Here is an 18,726-nt window from a genome sequence, read left to right as displayed (position 1 = left end):
TTCCGGCGGCCGGTCCTTTGGGCGGTCAGGCAGGTACTGCTAGGAGTGGGCCGCGAGCAGGGTGCTGGCTTCCTGGCGGGTGGTTCCGGAGGATTCGATGTGGGCGAGTTTGGCGGGGATTTCCCGGCCTTTCTTGCGCATTGCGGTGGCCCAGAGCCGGCCGGCGCGGTAGGAGGAGCGGACCAGGGGGCCGGACATGACGCCGAGGAAGCCGATCTCGTCCGCTTCCTGCTGCAGGTCCACGAATTCCTGCGGCTTGACCCAGCGGTCCACCGGCAGGTGCCGTTCGGAGGGGCGCAGGTACTGGGTGATGGTGATCAGGTCGCAGCCGGCCTCGTGCAGGTCCTGCAGGGCTTCGGAGATTTCCTGGCGGGTCTCGCCCATGCCAAGGATGAGGTTGGATTTGGTGACCATGCCCAGGTTCCGTCCCTGGGTGATGACGTCCAGGGAGCGTTCGTAGCGGAACGCGGGGCGGATGCGCTTGAAGATCCGCGGCACGGTTTCGACGTTGTGGGCGAACACCTCGGGGGCCGAGTCGCAGATCGCGGCGATGTGGTCGGGTTTGCCGGAGAAGTCCGGGATCAAAAGTTCGACGCCGGTGCCCGGGTTCAGTTCGTGGATCTTGCGGACCGTTTCGGCGTAGAGCCAGACGCCCTCGTCGGCGAGGTCGTCGCGGGCGACGCCGGTGACGGTGGCGTAGCGCAGGGCCATGGCCTGCACCGAGCGGGCCACCTTGGTCGGTTCGAACCTGTCCACGGGGGAGGGCTTGCCGGTGTCGATCTGGCAGAAGTCACAGCGCCGGGTGCATTCGGAGCCGCCGATCAGGAACGTCGCTTCCTTGTCTTCCCAGCACTCGAAGATGTTCGGGCACCCGGCTTCCTCGCAGACGGTGTGCAGGCCTTCCTTCTTCACCAGGTTCTTGAGCTGGACGAACTCCGGGCCCATCTGGACCTTGGCCTTGATCCACTCCGGCTTGCGCTCCACCGGGGTGGCCGCATTGCGCTGCTCGATACGCAGCATCTTCCGGCCTTCTGGTGCCAGTGTCACAGGAGAACTCCTTCGGGGGTTGCAACTAGGGCGTCTTCATTCTTGCGCAGTTCCTCGATGATCCGAGAAACAAGTTCAGCCGGAGCCACGTCGCGGCCGGTTTCCCGCGCGATGGTAGTTACGTCGGCATCGGTGATTCCACAGGCGATGATCTGGGCGTAGGGTGCCAGGTCGTTGTTGCAGTTGATGGCGAAGCCGTGCATGGTGACTCCCTGGGAGATCCTGATGCCGATAGCGGCGATTTTGCGGTCGGGGCCTTTGTCGTCAGCGGTAATCCAGACGCCGGCGCGGCCCTTGATCCGGACGCCCTGAATGCCGTAGTCGGCCAGGACAGCGATGATGACGGCCTCGAGCCGCTCAACGTAGTCGCGGATCCCCGCCCTGTTCTTCAGCTTGATGATGGGGTAGCCCACCAGTTGGCCGGGTCCGTGCCAGGTGAGCTTGCCGCCGCGGTCCACCGGCACCACGGGAGTGCCGTCGAAGGGCCGCTCGTGGTCCTCCGTCAGCTTCCCTGCCGTGTAGACGGCGGAGTGTTCGAGGAGGAGTACGGTGCTGGGGGCCTTGCCCGCCAGGACGTTCTCATGGATTTCCCGCTGGAGGTCCCAGGCCTTCGAATAATCCACGAAATCAGGGGCGAGACCCAGCTGTCTGAACTCAAGAGTCATGGCATCCAGCTTAGACCTTGGCCGGGTCCCTCCCGGCTAGTGTGTGCCCAACCTCTCACTTCGCTTAGGCGCCATGGTATACGCCGCTGGCCTGTGGATAACTTCTGCGGGAACAGCCGGCTTCCGGTAGTCATTAAGGCATGGATGCTGAGGGGCCGGACACTGATCCGGCAGGACGTAAACCGAAGGTGCCCGGCTACCACGCGCGCCGCCGGCTGGGTGTCGGCGGCAGCGCCGTCGTCTGGCTGGTGGAGGAGGAAGCCACAGGGCGGCAGCTGGCCCTGAAGTGTTTCGGCCCGCTGTTCCCACCGCAGCAGGCGCGGTCCCACCTGTCCCGTCCCGGCGGTTCCGGGGCAGGCGTGTACCCCGAAGAGGATATCCGCCGCGAGCTGCTGATCATGTCCGTTCTCGACCATGGGCACCTGGTCAAGGCGCACGAGGTCGTCACGGTTGGTGACGGCCCGGACAGCGCATTGGGCATCCTGATGGACTATGCGCCCGGCGGCTCGCTCGGGCAGCTGGTCGCGGCCCGGGGACGGCTGAGTGTCGGCGAGACGGTAACCGTGCTGACCCCCGTTGCGCAGGCCCTGGCCTATCTGCACGGCAAGGGATTCACGCACTCGGATGTGTCCCCTGGGAATGTGCTCTTTTCCGGTCACGGGAAGCCGCTCCTGGCTGACGTCGGCACGGCCCGGATGGTGGGCGATGGCGACGCTGTGCCGGATGCCGGAACCGCAGGTTTCCAGGATCCCTCGCCGGTGGATGCTGTCCGGGCGGGCCTGCAGCCCGGCCGCGATGTCTATGCCGCAGCGGCCGTGGGCTGGTATTGCCTCACCGGGGCTCCACCTCCGCCGGCGGCGGACCGGCCGCCGCTGTCCGTGCTGGCTCCTGATGTGCCCCGGGAGCTTGCCGCGGCGCTGGAGGCAGGCCTCAACGAGGACCGGCGGCAGCGGCCTGACGCAACAGAACTGGCGACGGCGGTATACCGAAGTGCGCCGGCAGCACCTGTTGATCTATCCCGCTCCGTGGATCCGAGCGTCCTGCCGCAGCTGCTGACACGCAGGCCTGAACCGCCAGCGCGAAGCCGTCACCGCGAGCGCCTGGGCGCCTGGAGAAGGCGCCTCCACACCTCCGGGCTGGCGAAAGCCCTCCGGAGGCGCAGGAGCACCGGGACGTCACCGGGCAGGCACTCACGGCGGTCCGCCGCGCCGTCCCGCAACAGGGCCAGGGCAGTGTGGGCGGCCTTGGCTGCCCTTGCCGTCATTGTCGATGTGTGGATGCCGCTGCCACCATCACCGGAGCTGCTGCCGGCTGATGGTCCGACCGCCGCTGAAGCAGGAGGCACGAGTCCGAGCGCAACTGAAACGGGTACCACTGAACCGGGTACCACGGAATCAGGTAGCTCTGAACCGGCTACTGCTGAACCGGGTACCACGGGTCCGACGGCGGGCAGTCCGGTTCCGGCCATGGTGCCCGGTGCCGTCCGTCGCCAGGTGCAGTCGGCAAATCCGGTGGAAGCCGTCAAAGGACTCGCAGCACTTCGTGCTTTCGCCTTGAGCCGGGGCAGGCTGGAGTTGCTCCGCGAGGTAAACGCCGCCAACTCTCCGGCAGCATCCGCCGACGCCCGCATCACCGCCAGGCTTCAGGAGTCCGGGTCGGTGCTGGAAGGGTTCACCACCGCCCTCACCGGCATCCGGCGCCTTCCCGAAAGTTCGAACGGCCGGGCGGTGGTCGCCGTGACGGCTGTGACGTCCGGCTATGTGCAGAGGTCTGCAGGGGGCACTGTGGCCGCTAGTCCAGCCCAAGCGGCTGTTGACCTGCGGCTCGTGCTGCTCAAGGTGAAGGGCAGGTGGCTGATCTCGGAGATCCTCGCGGCACGGTAACCCGTCCTGCGGCCCCGACCCGTGCCACAACCCGTCACCCGCTCCTCCTGCAATTCCCGCGGCCATTTACCCATAGGTCATGTCCCGCAGGTCATTCCCCGCCCGCCACCCACTCGGCCGCCTGCCGGAGGGCCGGGTGCTGCCACTCGAACCCGGCGGCGTATAAGCGGGACGGCTCCACCTTCTGGCTGGCCAGGAGGAGCTCGTCCGCCAGTTTGCCCATCACAAGCCGCAGCGCCGGTGCCGGGACCCGGAGCAGCGCGGGCCTGTGCAGGGCTGCGGCCAGTTCCTTTACCAGGGCATTGACGTCCGCGGCTTCGGGGGCAGAGACGATGACCGGGCCGGACAACTCTGACGCCAGGAGGAAAATAAATGCCGCGGACAGGTCCGGCAGCGTGATCCACGGCCAATACTGCCGGCCATTGCCCAGGGGCCCGCCGAGCCCCAGGCGCAGCAGCGGAAGCAGCCTTCCGAGTGCTCCGCCGGACCTGCTCAGCACTACAGCAGTCCGCGGGGTCACCACACGCACACTGCCAGGAGCCTCACGGGCGGCGGCCTCCCATTCCACGCAGATGCGCGCAAGGATGCCGGAACCGGCGGATGACTCCTCGCTGAGGACGGCGTCACCGGCATCGCCGTAGTAGCCGGTTCCGGACTGGCTGATGAACACCTGCGGAGGCGCATCGAGGTGCTTCATCGCCGTAGCCAGGGACCGCGTCGCATCCAGCCGTGAACGGAAAAGTTCGTCTATGCGTCCCGGCGTCCATGGCCGGTCCCCGATGCCAGCCCCGGCGAGGTTGATGACTGCGTCTGCGCCCTCAAGGCAGGCTGGGTCGAGGAATCCGGACGAGGGGTCCCAGCGGGCCTCGGCAGGGGATGCGGGCGTCCGGCGGACCAGTCGCGTGACGGCATGTCCGTCGTCGGAGAGGCGTTTGGAAAGGTGGCTGCCGATAAGCCCGGAGGCGCCAGCCATGACGATGCGCATGATCCATCTCACCATGTCCGGCACGGTGGGGCACTTCCCGGATGCCCCTGTTGACTTTGACTATGATCGAACGATGACCTCTTCGAGCTACTTCCGTTTTCCGCATGTTCACGGCGATCTGGTCACGTTTGTGGCCGAGGACGACGTCTGGATCGCACCCCTTGGCGGCGGCCGTGCATGGCGGATTTCCTCGCTGCAACTTCCGGCCCGCAATCCCCGGTTCACGCCGGACGGCAAGAAACTCGTCTGGTCGGTCGTGCAGGGAGCCGCGCCCGAGGTTGTCATTGCGGACGTCGACGGCGGTGGCTACCGTCAGCTGACCTTCTTCGGCCACAGCACCACGAGGGTTAAGGGCTTCACGGCCGCCGGTGAGGTGGTGGTCACCAGCGCATTCCGCCAGGCCGAGAGCCGGCACACGCATGCCTACCGGCTGTCCACGCAAGGCGGGTGGGCGGAGGAGCTGCCCTTCGGGCCGGTTGAATCCGTGGCCTTCGGTCCGGAGGTCGGAGACGAGAAACCCGTGGTGGTAGCCAGCGTGCTGTCGAGGGAGCCGGCATGGTGGAAGCGCTACCGGGGCGGTACGGCCGGAAAGCTCTGGATCGACGCCGACGGCAACGGCGAGTTTGAGCGGCTGCTTCCGGACCTCGAGGGCAACCTCGCCGATCCGATGTGGGTGGACGGCCGGATTGCCTTCCTTTCGGACCACGAGGGCTACGGCAACCTGTACTCGGTCCAGCCCAACGGCAATGACCTGCGGCGTCATACGGACCATGAGGATTTCTATGTGCGCCATGCGTCCACGGACGGCAAGCGCGTGGTTTTCGAAGCCGCTGGCGAACTGTGGATACTGCGTGATCTTGCCGCCGACGCCGTCCGGCTGAACATCTCGCTTGGTTCGGCTTCCCAGGGACGCCGCCCCTCGCTGCTGAAGGTCAGAAAGCATTTGGGCGACGTCCGTCCTGACGCCGCTGGAACAGCCAGCGCGGTGGAGGCGCACGGAACTATCCACTGGCTGCGGCACAAGGACGGGCCCTCCCGGGTGGTCGAAGCCACTCCCGGTGTCAGGGCATGCCTCCCGCGTCCCCTCACCGGGGGGCGCATCGCCTATGTAGCGGACCATGACGGTGAGGAAGCCCTGTACATCAGGGAGATCGCTCCCCGCTTGGCCGCCTCCGCCTCCGCCGCCCAGGCCGCCCAGGCAGCGGAAACGGTGCGTGCGGGCAGCGTCGCTGAACAGCCGGTTTCCGTAACACCTGCGCTGCTGCCCAGTCCTGTTTCCGCAGCCGGCGTCGTTGGCCATGGCATCGAGGCGCCCGTGACGGACGGCTCCCGTGCGGACGTCGCACCTGCCGCCGAAAGCGAAGAGAGCGTCGCCGCCGCTGCAGCCGCAGATTCCACAGGCACGACGCCCGTCCGGATCGCTTTCCCGCGGCCGTCGCGCGCCAGTGCGCTGGAAGCCAGCCCCGACGGCCGCTGGCTCGCGGTGGGCACCTCGTTTGGTGACGTCTATGTCGCCGATACCCGGGAAGGCACCCTCACGCGGGTGACCAGCATCGGTGAGGGCAGCATTGACGCGCTGTGCTGGTCCCCGGACTCTGCCTGGCTCGCCTGGGCGGAGCCCGTCACGTCCTTTGGCTCCCGCAGCCGGCTCCGGCTCACGCAGGTGGGAGCAAACTTACAGGGCGCCGAGCAGTCCATCGTCGACGTGACAGACGGCCGCTTCCGTGACCAGTCGCCGTCGTTCACACCGGACGGGAAGTTCCTTGCTTTCCTGTCCAACCGAAGCTTCGACCCGGTCTACGACGGACATTCCTTCGACCTTTCGTTCCCCAGCCCGATCAAGCCTTACCTCGTGGCACTCGCAGCTGATACCGCGTCCCCGTTCGGCCCGGATGTGGATCTTGCATTCGAGGAAGGAACCGGCGGCGACGGCGGGGCGCAGGATACGACAGCGCAGGCAACAACAGCTTCGGAGAAGCCGGCGCCGGTCCGTGTGGACGCAGACGGTCTCTCGCACCGGGTGATCAGTGTTCCGGTCCCGCAGGGCAACTACGCGTCGCTGACGGCAGTGGAGGGTGCGCTGTTGTGGCTGGACTGCCCCCTGTCCGGGGTTACCGGGGACGGCAAGGCGAGCCCTGAGGACAAGGACGAGGCGCCCAGCCTCGTCCGGTTCGATCTCGGGAAGCGCAAGAGCGTAACCATTGTGGATTCCCTTGACAGCTACACCGCCTCCGGTGACGGCAGGAAGGTCGTGGCTGTCCACGAGAAGCAGGTGCGGGTTGTGCCCTCGGACGCGAAAGCAGATGAGGAATCCGGCCAGCTCGTTAAGGTGGATCTCACGCGGATCCGCGTGAAGATGGACCCGGTCAGTGTCTGGGGACAGGCCTTCGACGAAGCGTGGCGGCTGCAGCGCGACTTCTTCTGGACAGAAGACATGGCTGGCCAGGACTGGGAATCGGTGCACAGGCGCTACCGGCCGCTGGTTGGGAGGCTCGGATCCCACGACGACCTCGTGGATCTGCTGTGGGAGCTGCACGGAGAGCTAGGCACATCCCATGCCTACGTCCGTCCCGCCGCGGCCACGGAGAACGGCAGCAACGGCCAGGGCCGCCTCGGCGCAGACCTCTCGTTCAACGGAGAGGGCTGGGAGATTGCCCGCATCCTCGCCGGCGAGTCCTCCGATCCCATGGCGACATCCCCGCTGGCCCGGCCGGGCGCGGCCGCCAAGGCAGGGGACGTCCTGCTGGCGGTCGACGGCGTGCAGCTTACGGAGACCCTGACGCCTGCCATGCAGCTTGTGGGCGCGGCCGGGCGGGCTGTGGAACTGACCATCCGCAACGGGGCGGGCCACGGTGCCGCGGCGGGCGAGCAGCGGCGTATTGCCGTGGTTCCCATCAAGGACGAGGAACGCCTGCGCTACCAGGACTGGGTTACGGCCAACCGCCGAACGGTCCGTGAAGCGTCGGGAGGAAAGTTTGGCTACCTGCACGTCCCGGACATGATGGCCAATGGGTGGGCGCAGCTGCACCGCGACCTCGACACGGAAACGGCTCTCGACGGGCTCATCGTTGACGTGCGCCGCAACCGCGGCGGGCACACCTCGCAGCTGGTCGCTGAGCTCATCGGCCGCAAGGTGACGGGCTGGAGCATGCCGCGTGGCGAGAAGCCCCGGACCTATCCGCACCATGCTCCGCGCGGTCCCGTCATCATCCTCGCCGATGAATTCGCCGGCTCCGACGGGGACATCATCACCCAGGTGTCCAAGCTGCGGGGGATCGGCCCCGTGATCGGAACCCGCACCTGGGGCGGGGTGGTGGGCATCGACAACCGCTTCACCCTGGCCGACGGTACCGGAGTCACCCAGCCGCGCTACGCCACCTGGTTTGGCGGGGGAGTCGGCTGGAACGTGGAAAACCACGGCGTGGCGCCGGACATCGAAGTGACGTTCCCGCCGCACGCCTATGCTGCCGGCCGGGACCCGCAGCTTGAATATGGCATCGGCGCGTTGAAGGAAATGGTGCAGGAGCTTCCCACCGACCGCCCGCCGGCACGTGAAGGCTACCGGCGGCTGCGGCCGGAACCGCTCCCGGCCCGCCGGCATACGGCTGGCTGACGCTCCCGCGGCGAAATAAGGGGTGAAACCAAAAGGCCCTGTGGGTTCTGGTTGTCCAGAACCCACAGGGCCTTTGCTGTCGGCGCCGCCGGCTCGCCGGTATCAGGCACCGGCATCATGCGCCGGGCGGGAAAGCGCCCGGGGAAATCAGGAAGCGGCGAGCGTGGCGTCGAGGGTGATGTCGATGCTGGCGAGGGCGCCGGAAACAGGGCAACCGACCTTGGCTTCCGCCGCGATCTTCTGGAACTCGTCTTCCGAGATGCCCGGGATCCTGGCGTTCAGGGTCAGGTGGCTGCCCGTGATACCCGTGCCCGGTACGAACGTGACGTCCGCCTTGGTGTTGACCTCTTCCGGCGTGTGCCCGGCCTGGGCGAGGGCGTGGCTGAAAGCCATGGAGAAGCAGGCCGAGTGGGCGGCGGCGATCAGCTCCTCCGGGCTGGTCTTGCCTTCCGATGCCTCGGTACGGGCCTTCCAGGTGACCTCGTAGGTGCCCAGTCCGGAGCTGTCGAGCGTCGTGTTGCCGGCGCCCGTCATCAGGTCGCCGTTCCATACTGTGTGTGCGGTGCGTGTTGCTGCCATGTCCACTCCTTAGCTTGGGTTCGTCCAGGCCCGGGCTGCCGCCCGGCCCTTCCTGCTCAATCCTAGGGACTACCCGGCACGCGCGCACGGGTTGTCCGCTGTCAGAGGATTATGACCGGGGCTATTGCCAGAGGGTGGCGATCGCGATGTTCAGCAAGGCCAGGCCGCCGACGCTGTGCGCAAGGCCGGCGGAGATCGGCTCGTTCTGCTTGTACTTCCGGCGTCCAATGAAGGCCAGCACGATGACGGCCAGTGCGATAGCGAACTTGATGCCGAGCTTGACGTAGTTTGCGTCCATGTCGAGGGCGGGAATCAGCCCCGTCATCACGATGCCGGTGAGCAGCTGCAGCGCGGCGCCGTCGAACTGCCGGGGGTGGACGGTTGGCTTCTTCATGTTGCCGATCCAGATGCCGACGATCATGGCGGCGCCAACGATGTGCAGGAAGACCATGATGTTATAGACGATGTTCATGGCACCAGTGTAGCCAGAGCTTTCTACGCACCGTAGTAGGACCGTGGGTGGGTCTGGGCGGGAACAAAAAAGCGGCGGCTGCCCGCTCAGTGGTTTCCCACCGGCCGGGCAGCCGCCGCCTGACGGTCTATTGGGCCTTAGAGGCCCGGCAGCTTAGAGTCCGAGGTCCGATTCGAAAGCGCCCTCTTCGAGCCGGGCCTTCAGGGTCTGGAGGAAGCGTCCTGCGTCGGCACCGTCCACCAGGCGGTGGTCGTAGGTCAGCGACAGGTACATCATGGAGCGGACGGCGATCGAGTCGTCGCCGTTCTCGTCCTGCACCACGACGGGCCGCTTGACGATGGCGCCGGTGCCCAGAATGCCAACCTGCGGCTGGTTGATGATCGGCGTGTCGAACAGGGCGCCGACAGAACCGATGTTGGTGATGCTGAACGTGCCGCCCGACAGCTCGTCGGGACCGATCCTGCCGTTGCGGGTGCGGTCAGCAACGTCGGCGATCTTGCCGGCGAGACCGGCAAGGTTGAGCGTGCCGGCATCGGCAATGACCGGGACCAGCAGGCCCTTGTCCGTGTCGACGGCGATCGCGAGGTGCTCGGCGTTGTGGTACGTGATTTCCTGCCTGTCTTCGTCGTATGCAGCGTTGAGCTTGGGGTGCTGCTTCAGTGCCTCAGCCACAGCCTTGGCGATGAACGGCAGGAAGGTGAGCTTGGTGCCGTTCTGGGCCTGGAACGAGTTCTTCGCCTTGAGGCGCAGCTTCGCGATCCTGGTCATGTCCACTTCGTGCACCTGGGTCAGCTGCGTGGAGATGTCCAGCGATTCCCGCATGCGGCGGGCGATGACCTGGCGGATGCGGGGGGCCTTCTGGGTGGTCCCGCGCAGCGACGAAGCTGCGGCGGCTGCACCTGCCGATGGAGCGGCAGAAGCGGCTGCCGGAGCTGCGGCTGCTGGCGCGGCTTTGGCTTCAGCGGCTGCCAGGACGTCCTGCTTGCGGATGCGTCCGCCGACGCCGGTGCCGGACAGGCCGGAGATGTCCACGCCGTGCTGGTTGGCAAGCTTGCGGACCAGCGGAGTGACGTAGCCGTTGTCAGTTCCGGCGGCCGGCGCCTCGGCGGGAGCGGCCGGAGCCTGGGCGGGTGCAGCGGGAGCCGGTGCTGCAGGAGCGGGGGCGGGAGCCGGTGCAGCCTGGGCCGGTACGGCCGGGGCTTCAGCAGGTGTCTCCGGAGCAGCAGGTGCTTCGGCCGGCTTTTCAGGGGCTGCGGCAGGCGCGGCTGCGGGAGCGGCAGCGCCGGACCCGATGACGGCGAGGACGGAACCAACTTCAGCGGTCTCGTCCTCGTTGACGCGGATCTCCTGGAGCGTGCCTGCTACGGGGGACGGAATTTCGGTGTCGACCTTGTCCGTGGAAACCTCGAGCAGCGGCTCGTCAACTTCCACGGCATCGCCGATTGACTTGAGCCAGCGGGTGACAGTGCCTTCCGTAACGCTTTCGCCCAGTGCCGGGAGGGTAACCTCGTGGCCTTCGCGGGATGCGGCGGGTGCTGCGGCGGCAGGTGCTTCGGCTGCAGGGGCCGCTGCGGCTGGAGCTTCCTTGGCCGGGGCTTCTTCGGCCGGTGCGGCCTCGGCGGGTGCCTCTTCAGCCGGTGCGGATCCGCCGCCGGCACCATCACCGATGCGGACCAGGGGAGCGCCAACTTCTGCTGTTTCGTCTTCAGCAACGAGGATCTCCTCGATGACGCCGGCGATAGGAGAGGGGATCTCAGTGTCTACTTTGTCGGTGGAGACCTCGAGCAGCGGCTCGTCCACCTCTACCCGGTCACCTACCTGCTTGAGCCAGCGGGTGACGGTTCCTTCGGTGACACTCTCACCGAGGGCGGGCAAGTTAACGGATTCAGACATGTCGTCCCCGTTCTCCTTATTGATCTTTATGCGAATGAATGCTGGCTTGTTTGAGCCTAGTGCAAGCAGCAGGTAATGCCGCCTGCACTAGGCCCTGGTTCTTGTGGAGCTGGTGGAGCCGCGGAGCCGCCGCTAGCCGTGGAGGGCTTTGCCCGCGAGGGCGAGGTGGGCTTCGCCCAGTGCCTCGTTCTGGGTGGGGTGGGCGTGCAGCAGCTGGGCCACATCCTCGGGGTAGGCTTCCCAGTTCACGATCAGCTGCGCTTCGCCGATCTGCTCGCCCATACGGGAGCCGATCATGTGAACGCCCACCACGGGGCCGTCCTTCTGGCGGACCAGCTTGACGATGCCGCCGGTACCCAGGATCGAGCTCTTGCCGTTGCCGGCGAGGTTGTATTCCTGGGTCTGGACCTGGTCTTCGCCGAACTTCTCCTTGGCAGCCTTTTCGGTGTAGCCGACGGTGGCGATTTCAGGCTCCGAGTAAGTGACCTTGGGGATGTTGACGTCTTCGACGATGGCCGGCTTGAGCCCGGCAATTTCCTCGGCGACGAAGATGCCCTGCTGGTAGCCGCGGTGCGCCAGCTGGACGCCCGGGACGATGTCGCCCACAGCGTAGATGTTGCCGACGCCGGTGTGGAGGCGTTCATTGGTGATCACGAAGCCGCGGTCAACGGTGATGCCGGCGTCTTCGAAGCCGAGGTTTGCGGTGACGGGGCCACGGCCGACGGCCACGAGGAGCAGGTCGGCTTCGAAGGTCTTGCCGTCGACGAGGGTGACCTTGACGCCGTCGGCGTTTTGCTCAACGCCCTGGAAGAAGACACCGGTGGAGAACTTGATGCCGCGCTTCTTGAACGCACGCTCGAAGTTCTTCACGATGGCGGCGTCCTCGTTGGGGACCAGCGACGGCAGACCCTCAACGATGGTGACGTCGACGCCGAAGGACTTCCAGACCGAGGCGAACTCAACGCCGATCACGCCACCGCCCAGGATGATAGCGCTCTTCGGGATGGTATCCATGGTGAGTGCTTCGTCGGAGGTGATGACCTTCCCGCCGATTTCCAGTCCCGGAAGAGTGCGGGAGTAGGAGCCCGTGGCCAGAACGATGTTCTTGCCCTTGTAGGCGGTGCCGTTCACGACGACGGTGTCGGTGCCCTGAAGTTTGCCTTCACCCTCGATGACGGTGATGCCCTTGGACTTGATCAGGCCCTGCAGGCCCTTGTACTTGCCGGCAACGATGCCGTCCTTGTAGGCGTTCACGGCGCCCATGTCGATGCTGTCCAGCGTGACGTTCACGCCGTACTTGGCGGAATCACGGGCGTGGTCGGCCAGCTCGGCCGAGTGGAGCAGAGCCTTGGTGGGGATACAGCCGTTGTGCAGGCAGGTGCCGCCGAGCTTGGCCTTCTCCACGAGCCCAACAGAGAAGCCAAGCTGAACGGCCCGGAGTGCGGTGGCGTAGCCGCCGCTTCCGCCGCCGAGTACCAGGATGTCGAATTCTTGCGCAGTTGCCTGATCGGCCACTTAGACGCTCCCTCGCGTGAACGATGACACGAGAGTACGCATCATCTGGTCTTGGAACTTGCTCTGCCGTGATTATGCCAGCAGGCCGGTTCCCTTTCATTTGTGACTACCGAGGTTCACCTTAGCGAACCACTTATCCATGCTCCACCTTGCCGCCGCTTTTGTGGAGCGCTTGTGTCGAGTGTCACGCGGCTGTGTGGCGGGGGGATCACCGCCTGCCACACAGCCGCGTTCCGGGTCACGCCCGGGCCAGAAGGTCCTCGGCATACGCGACGAGCGTGCGGACGGTGCAGCCCGTGCCCTGCTTAGGGGTATAGCCGTACGGCGCCCCGTTGTTAAAGGAAGGGCCGGCAATATCGATATGCGCCCACGGGATGGTTTCGCCGTCTTTTGCCTTGCCCACGAACTCGCGCAGGAACACCGCCGCCGTCATCATGCCGCCGTGGCGTTCTCCGATGTTGGCGATGTCCGCCACCTGCGAATCCAGGCTTGGCCGCAGTTCCTCGGGCAGCGGCATCGGCCAGACCAGCTCGCCGGCCCGGTCGGCTGCCGCTTTGAGCGGGGCAGTTACGCTGTCGGCGCCCATGACGCCTGCGGTGCGGTTTCCCAGTGCGATCAGCTGCGCACCGGTGAGAGTGGCCACGTCGATGATGACGTCGGGATGCTCCTGGCTCGCTGCGACGATGCCGTCGGCCATGACCAGCCGACCCTCGGCGTCGGTGTTCAGGACCTCAACGGTCTTGCCGCCGAAGATCGTGAGGACGTCGGCCGGGCGGGACGCGGAACCCGACGGCATGTTTTCAGCGATGCAGAGCCAGGCTGTCGCCTTGACCGGCAAGCCCAAACCGGCGAGCGCCAGCACTGTGTTGAGGACGACGGCGGCACCCGCCATATCGCTCTTCATGTCACCCATGCCCAGGGCCGGCTTGATGGAAATGCCACCCGTATCGAACGTGATGCCCTTGCCCACAAGCGCGATCTTCCGGGTGGCCTTCGCCGGCGAGTATTCGACTTTCACCAGGCGGGGCTGGCGTGCAGAGCCCTTGCCGACGCCCATGATGCCGCCGAAGCCCTCTTTCTCGAGGCGCTTTTCGTCCCAGACCGTCACCTTGACGGGCAGGCCCTTCGCCAGTTCCTTGGCCGCCTCGGCGAAGGTCTCGGGATAGAGGTGGCTCGGCGGCTGGTTGACCAGCGTGCGGGTGGCGTTAACCGCCTTTCCTACGAGGGCGGCCCGCTTCAATGCCGGCTCCAGATCCTTGCCGCCGGCCAGGTCGGTGAAGATCACCACGCTGCGGACCGGATCCTTGAGGCCGTCTTTCGAGGAGCGGTACTCAGTGAAGGAGTAGGCGCCCAGCGCCGCGCCTTCGGCGACTGCTTCGACATCGGCGACATCCGCCGTCGGGAACGCCAGCGTAACAGTGGACAGTCCCGCTAGCTGACGGACTGCGGAGCCTGCTGCCCGCCGCAGCGCCTCGCGGCTGAGGCGCTGGCCGGGGCTTGTCTTGCCGACGCCGGCCAGGACGACGATGCCGTTTCCTGCCTCCGGAAGCCCGGGAAGGCGGACAACCTGGTCGGCAGCGCCCGTGATGCCAAGAACCTTCAGCGATTCGGTCAGTGCCTCTGCGGACTTGGCGGACAACGGGTTCTCGAGCAGGACCGGACCGTCCGCCCCTTGTCCCACGCCCACCACGACGGCGTCGCTCGCCGCCTTCTTGAGGTCGCGTGCAACGGCACTGATGTTTATTTCACTATTCTTGACCACGAGGATCAGTCCTCAATTCTCTGTGACGATTCGGGCAGGAACTGCATGCAAGGCGCCGGCCGCGCGTATCGGAGCGTCCTCCACAGGGTGGCCGCCGGCAGCGGTGGCCCCTCAGCAAGGCCAATGTCGATCGTAGTCTGTCGCCGGCTCCTTGCTGGGATTGCGTGAGAGCCGGGCCACTGCCGTCTCCGGAATGTGCCGGGCGGCTCCGGCGTTATGGAGATAACGTCCCCTAAATAGACCTGAATAGACTTTGACCACGAAAGGAACTCGCCGTGTTTGAACGGATTTCCGGCTCGCTGCTGGACCCCGATGCGCTCTATGCCAAGAACATCGAGCTGTTCCACAGCCCCGGGCTGCGCGGGCTGAACCTGGTGATGGCCTTCACCGGCTTTGCCGATGCCGGCCACGTGGTCCGCCAGATCACGGCTGAACTCCTGGACAACCTTGAGTCCGAGCGGGTGGCCGTGTTCGACGCTGACCAGCTGATCGACTACCGCTCCCGGCGTCCGCATGTGACGTTCGTGGAAGACCACCTCGAGGATTACCAGGCGCCAAGCCTGGCCTTGTACAAGCTGGTGGACGGGCTGGGCCGGCCGTTCCTGTTCCTCGCCGGATTCGAACCGGACCTGCAGTGGGAACGCTTCGCGCGTGCGGTGGTGCAGATCGTGGAGGCCCTCGACGTCAACCTCGTGACGTGGATCCACGCCATCCCCATGCCTGTTCCGCACACCCGCCCGGTCGGCGTGACCGTGCACGGCAACCGTCCAGACCTGATCGAAGGCATCTCGGCGTGGAAGCCGACGGTGGAAGTGCCGGCAGCGGTGGGCCACGTGCTGGAACTGCGCCTTGCCGGTGCCGGCCGGAATGTGGCTGGTTATGTCATCCACGTCCCGCATTACCTTGCCGAGGCTGAATACCCGACCGCAGCCGTGGCCGGTCTGGAGTACCTGGGCGCTGCGGCTTCCCTCATGCTGCCCACCGACCGCCTCCGTGAGTCGGGCCGCGAAGTGGGCCGGCAGATCGCCGAACAGGTCGAGGCGTCCGCTGACGTCCAGCAGGTGGTGGCCAAGCTGGAAGCCCGCTACGACGAAAAGGCGGAAGGGACGGTGCGGCGGTCACTCCTGGCCGACGAGAACGATGAGCTGCCCGATGCTGACACGCTGGGCGCCGCCGTCGAAGCCTATCTCGCCCGTGAAAACCCGGCACATTAAGCTGCCCCATAACGTCGGTCACTAAAAGCCCAAAATAAATAGGATTTTTGAGGGGCCCGGGCATAATAAAAGGGTGACTGCACCCCGCGCCTGGCTCGTTTGGTCCATAGGCATTTTCGCGTACCTGGTGGCTGTGACCCAGCGTACGTCCTTTGGTGTGGTCGGGCTCGAGGCGACGGAGCGTTTTCACGCCACTGCCTCGGCCATCTCCTTTTTCACAGTGCTCCAGCTGCTCGTCTATGCGGCCCTGCAGATCCCCGTCGGCGTGCTGGTGGACCGGTTCGGCTCCCGGGCCATGATCGCCGGCGGGGCCCTGCTCATGGGCCTCGGCCAGCTCCAGCTCGCCTTCGCCGAAAGCGTCCCGGCCGGCGTGCTCGGCCGGGTGCTCGTCGGCGCCGGCGACGCAATGACCTTCATTTCCGTCATCCGGCTGATTCCGCTGTGGTTTGCTCCCGCCCGGGTGCCGCTGCTGACCCAGCTCACCGGAATGTCCGGGCAGCTGGGGCAGTTGCTCAGCGTCGTGCCCTTTGCCTTCGTCCTGCATAGCGCCGGCTGGAGCCCCGCCTTCCTGTCCCTCGCCGGACTGTCCGGCCTCGCCGTCGTCCTGGTTGTCCTGCTGCTGCAGGATCTGCCGCCGGGCACCCCGCGGCAGGAAGCGGCCAAGGGGCTGAAGGCCACCGGCATCTCGCTTTCCCGGGCATGGAAGCAGCCGGGCACGCGGCTGGGCATGTGGAGTCACTTCACCATCCAATTCAGCGGCACCGTTTTCGCGATGACGTGGGGGTACCCGTTCCTTATATCCGCGCAGGGGCTGGATGCTGCTACCGTGGCCTCGCTGATGTCCCTTTATGTGGCCGGCGCGATCGGGGCCGGACCGCTGATCGGCCGGTTTGTCGCGCGGCACCCGCTGCGGCGCTCCACCATGGTTCTGCTCCTCGTAGCTGCCACCGCTGCGGCATGGGCGGCCGTGCTCCTGTATCCCGGCCGGTCGCCATTGTGGCTGCTGGCCGTCCTCATTGTGGTGCTGGCCATCGGCGGTCCCGGCTCCATGATCGGCTTTGATTTTGCGCGTACGTTCAACCCGGCACACCGGATCGGCACGGCCACCGGCATTGTCAACGTGGGCGGTTTCTTCGCCGCGCTCATGGCCATCTACCTGATCGGCGCCGTCCTGGACGTGCTGTACACCACCGGTTTTTCCAACGGCGCGCTGTATGGCCTGGAACCGTTCCGCATCGCGCTCTGTGTGCACTTCCTCCTTCTCGGCATCGGCTCCATCGCGATGCTGGTGGTTCGCCGCAAGGTCCGCCGGCAGATGGCTGCCCAGGGAATCGTTGTCCCGCCGCTGCTCCAGGCGATGGCCCAGCAGCGGCGGGCGCGCAATGCCCGGAAGTCCGCGTCCCAGGGATAAGCGCCTCCGGTGTAGCCGTTCGTGGGTACGGCCGGTTCCGTATCAGACGGTCCCAGGTACCGACGCTTGCGCCGTCTTGGCACCCAGCGGCAGCCGGGTCGGCCGGCCACCTGTCCTCCCCAGTGCCGTATGTCCACATAGCCCAAGTCGGGCCTGCCTTGGGGGATGGGCGGCGGCGAAAGCTTGAGGCATGAACGCACCTGAGCACCTGATCATCAGTGGCCCCGAGGATATTCTCGGATTTGTTCCCCACACGCTGGGGTATTGGCCCTCCCGGAGCCTCGTGGCCATGACCATGCAGGGCAAACGGCTGGGGGCCACGCTGCGCGTCGACCTCCCGGAAGCCGGCCCGACAGACCGCGGGGAGGATTTCGCCGGAACTGTAGCTGAGTATCTCCTCGCGGATGTGGAGGCCGACGGCAGCCTGTTGATCTTTTTTACTGATGACGGCTGGGCGGACGCCGCCGGCCCGCCGGGCAGCCGGGCGCTGCTCGCAGCCCTCGAGCCTGCCCTCGGGCTCGCTGGCATGCCGGTGCGGGACGCCTGGTACGTCGGCCCGGAGTACTGGAGGAACGCGTACTGCACCGACCCCGGTTGCTGTCCCTTGCCCGGCCGCCCCCTCGCGGAAATTCGCGACAGCAGGCTCAACGCCGAAATGGTGTACCTGGGAAGCAGCGTGGGCGAGGCCCCCGGTACCGGCACCCCCGCAAGTCCAGGATCCGGTAAACCCGCCGTGATGGAGGCCGAAGAACGCTGGGCACTGGAACTGTGTGCCAGGCGAAGCAGCCGGAAGCAGTTTGAAACCGTGCTGGATACATGGCAGGCGGTGCTGGCTTCCAAGGCTGCGATGGCCGTCAAGGCGCCGAGCCTGGATACGACAGACGGTGCGGAACCGGCACCCGCCGTGACGGCTGCACCGGGTATTTCAGCGGCACCGGGTATTCCAGCGGCAGCGGGCTTTCCAGCGGCACCGGGGCCCGCATCCGGAGGTGACCTGCCGTGTGACATTGCCGGATTTCTCCGGGCCACTCTCCGCGTCCCGGCCTGGCGGGATGCCGTGCTCGTGATGGCTGCCGCGGGGCGTGCCACCGCCCGGGCAGGGGCTGAGCAGTTTGGCATCTTCTCCCAAGAGCCCGTGTTGCCGGCAAAAGGGCCGGCCCTCGTTCAGATGACGTCCGTTCACCTGGCGTCCGTTCATCTGCCGTCGGGCACAGTGGATGCCGGGGAAACCGGTCAGAAGGCGAGCTGCCCGAATACTGACCGCAGCGACAGGCAGGCCGGGCTGCCCGGTTACGGCGAGGTCCTGCTTGGCCTTAGCCCGGCGCTGCCCGACTGGAACATCATGAAATTCCTTGAAGACGTCATGCTTGATCTCGTGGCATGCGGCCCGGGGGAAGCGGAGGCAGCGGCGTGGACCTCCAGAGGTTGGATCGAGTGGTGCCGGGGGCGGGGGTCCTACGCCCACGCCTCGCTGTCCAAAGCGCTGGAGGCCGCGCCCGGCTACAGGCTCGCCGAACTGCTCTCCGAGGTGGTCCGGCGGGGAACGATCTGCGGCTGGGCAGGAAGGAAGGAGGCGGCCTGGCACAGGTTCGGCGTGGACGCGGCCTAAGCCAGGCACTCCAGGGCCTATTACGGCGGAAGCGCCCTGCCCGCAGAAAATCGTGAGACAATGGTTGCCGAGACCCGG

13 protein-coding genes are annotated in these 18,726 nt (G+C 66.4%); 5 read left to right on the top strand and 8 right to left on the bottom strand.

Annotated features, from left to right (window positions below; all coding sequences use genetic code 11):
- Positions 1–39: 39 nt before the first annotated feature.
- Together lipA and lipB are read right to left on the bottom strand one after the other, a co-directional pair.
- Positions 40–1,047 (bottom strand): lipoyl synthase, encoded by a 1,008-nt coding sequence (gene lipA / locus M1E01_RS12070; RefSeq protein ID WP_457971831.1) that lies wholly within the window; start codon positions 1,045–1,047, stop codon positions 40–42.
- Positions 1,044–1,712, bottom strand: coding sequence for a lipoyl(octanoyl) transferase LipB (lipB, locus tag M1E01_RS12065; RefSeq protein WP_457971830.1), 669 nt, complete (start codon positions 1,710–1,712; stop codon positions 1,044–1,046). The genes lipA and lipB overlap by 4 nt, the downstream gene beginning before the upstream one ends.
- A 140-nt stretch (positions 1,713–1,852) precedes the next feature.
- Here lipB and M1E01_RS12060 point away from each other — a divergent pair, with 140 nt between their 5' ends.
- Positions 1,853–3,595, top strand: a complete 1,743-nt coding sequence (locus tag M1E01_RS12060; RefSeq protein WP_457971829.1) for a protein kinase domain-containing protein — start codon at positions 1,853–1,855, stop codon at positions 3,593–3,595.
- Positions 3,596–3,686: 91 nt separating this feature from the next.
- Here the strand turns inward: M1E01_RS12060 and M1E01_RS12055 are convergent, their stop codons facing one another.
- Entirely contained in the window at positions 3,687–4,580 is an 894-nt protein-coding gene (locus M1E01_RS12055; RefSeq protein ID WP_457974952.1) for a TIGR01777 family oxidoreductase, read from the bottom strand.
- A gap of 73 nt (positions 4,581–4,653) precedes the next feature.
- Between M1E01_RS12055 and M1E01_RS12050 the strand changes: the two genes are divergently transcribed.
- Positions 4,654–8,193, top strand: coding sequence for a S41 family peptidase (locus tag M1E01_RS12050; RefSeq protein ID WP_457974951.1), 3,540 nt, complete (start codon positions 4,654–4,656; stop codon positions 8,191–8,193).
- Between the two features lie 147 nt (positions 8,194–8,340).
- On the opposite strand, the gene M1E01_RS12045 is transcribed toward M1E01_RS12050, so the two are convergent.
- The 5 genes from M1E01_RS12045 to M1E01_RS12025 form a co-directional block, all read right to left on the bottom strand.
- Positions 8,341–8,772 carry an OsmC family protein gene (locus tag M1E01_RS12045; RefSeq protein ID WP_457971828.1) on the bottom strand — a complete coding sequence of 144 codons (432 nt, stop codon included), beginning with the start codon at positions 8,770–8,772 and terminating at the stop codon, positions 8,341–8,343.
- 121 nt (positions 8,773–8,893) lie between these two features.
- Positions 8,894–9,244, bottom strand: a complete 351-nt coding sequence (locus tag M1E01_RS12040) for a hypothetical protein (RefSeq protein WP_457971827.1) — start codon at positions 9,242–9,244, stop codon at positions 8,894–8,896.
- A gap of 153 nt (positions 9,245–9,397) precedes the next feature.
- A complete protein-coding gene (gene sucB / locus M1E01_RS12035) occupies positions 9,398–11,137 on the bottom strand; it encodes a 2-oxoglutarate dehydrogenase, E2 component, dihydrolipoamide succinyltransferase (protein WP_457971826.1) in 1,740 nt (579 codons plus the stop codon).
- A gap of 132 nt (positions 11,138–11,269) precedes the next feature.
- Entirely contained in the window at positions 11,270–12,652 is a 1,383-nt protein-coding gene (gene lpdA, locus M1E01_RS12030; RefSeq protein WP_457971825.1) for a dihydrolipoyl dehydrogenase, read from the bottom strand.
- A 238-nt stretch (positions 12,653–12,890) separates the two neighbouring features.
- On the bottom strand, positions 12,891–14,414 hold the full coding sequence (locus M1E01_RS12025) for a leucyl aminopeptidase (RefSeq protein WP_457971824.1): 1,524 nt from the start codon (positions 14,412–14,414) through the stop codon (positions 12,891–12,893).
- A 275-nt stretch (positions 14,415–14,689) separates the two neighbouring features.
- Here M1E01_RS12025 and M1E01_RS12020 point away from each other — a divergent pair, with 275 nt between their 5' ends.
- The 3 genes from M1E01_RS12020 (at position 14,690) to M1E01_RS12010 (ending at position 18,648) form a co-directional block, all read left to right on the top strand.
- Positions 14,690–15,628, top strand: coding sequence for a proteasome assembly chaperone family protein (locus tag M1E01_RS12020; RefSeq protein WP_457971823.1), 939 nt, complete (start codon positions 14,690–14,692; stop codon positions 15,626–15,628).
- Between the two features lie 73 nt (positions 15,629–15,701).
- Entirely contained in the window at positions 15,702–17,039 is a 1,338-nt protein-coding gene (locus M1E01_RS12015; RefSeq protein WP_457971822.1) for an MFS transporter, read from the top strand.
- 190 nt (positions 17,040–17,229) lie between these two features.
- The gene (locus M1E01_RS12010) at positions 17,230–18,648 is read left to right on the top strand and encodes a DUF4192 family protein (protein WP_457971821.1); all 1,419 of its coding nucleotides are present in this window, start codon (positions 17,230–17,232) and stop codon (positions 18,646–18,648) included.
- The last annotated feature ends 78 nt before the right edge of the window (positions 18,649–18,726 follow it).

This window comes from Arthrobacter sp. D1-17 (assembly GCF_054130535.1).
This window is presented reverse-complemented; position numbering and strand designations above follow the sequence as displayed.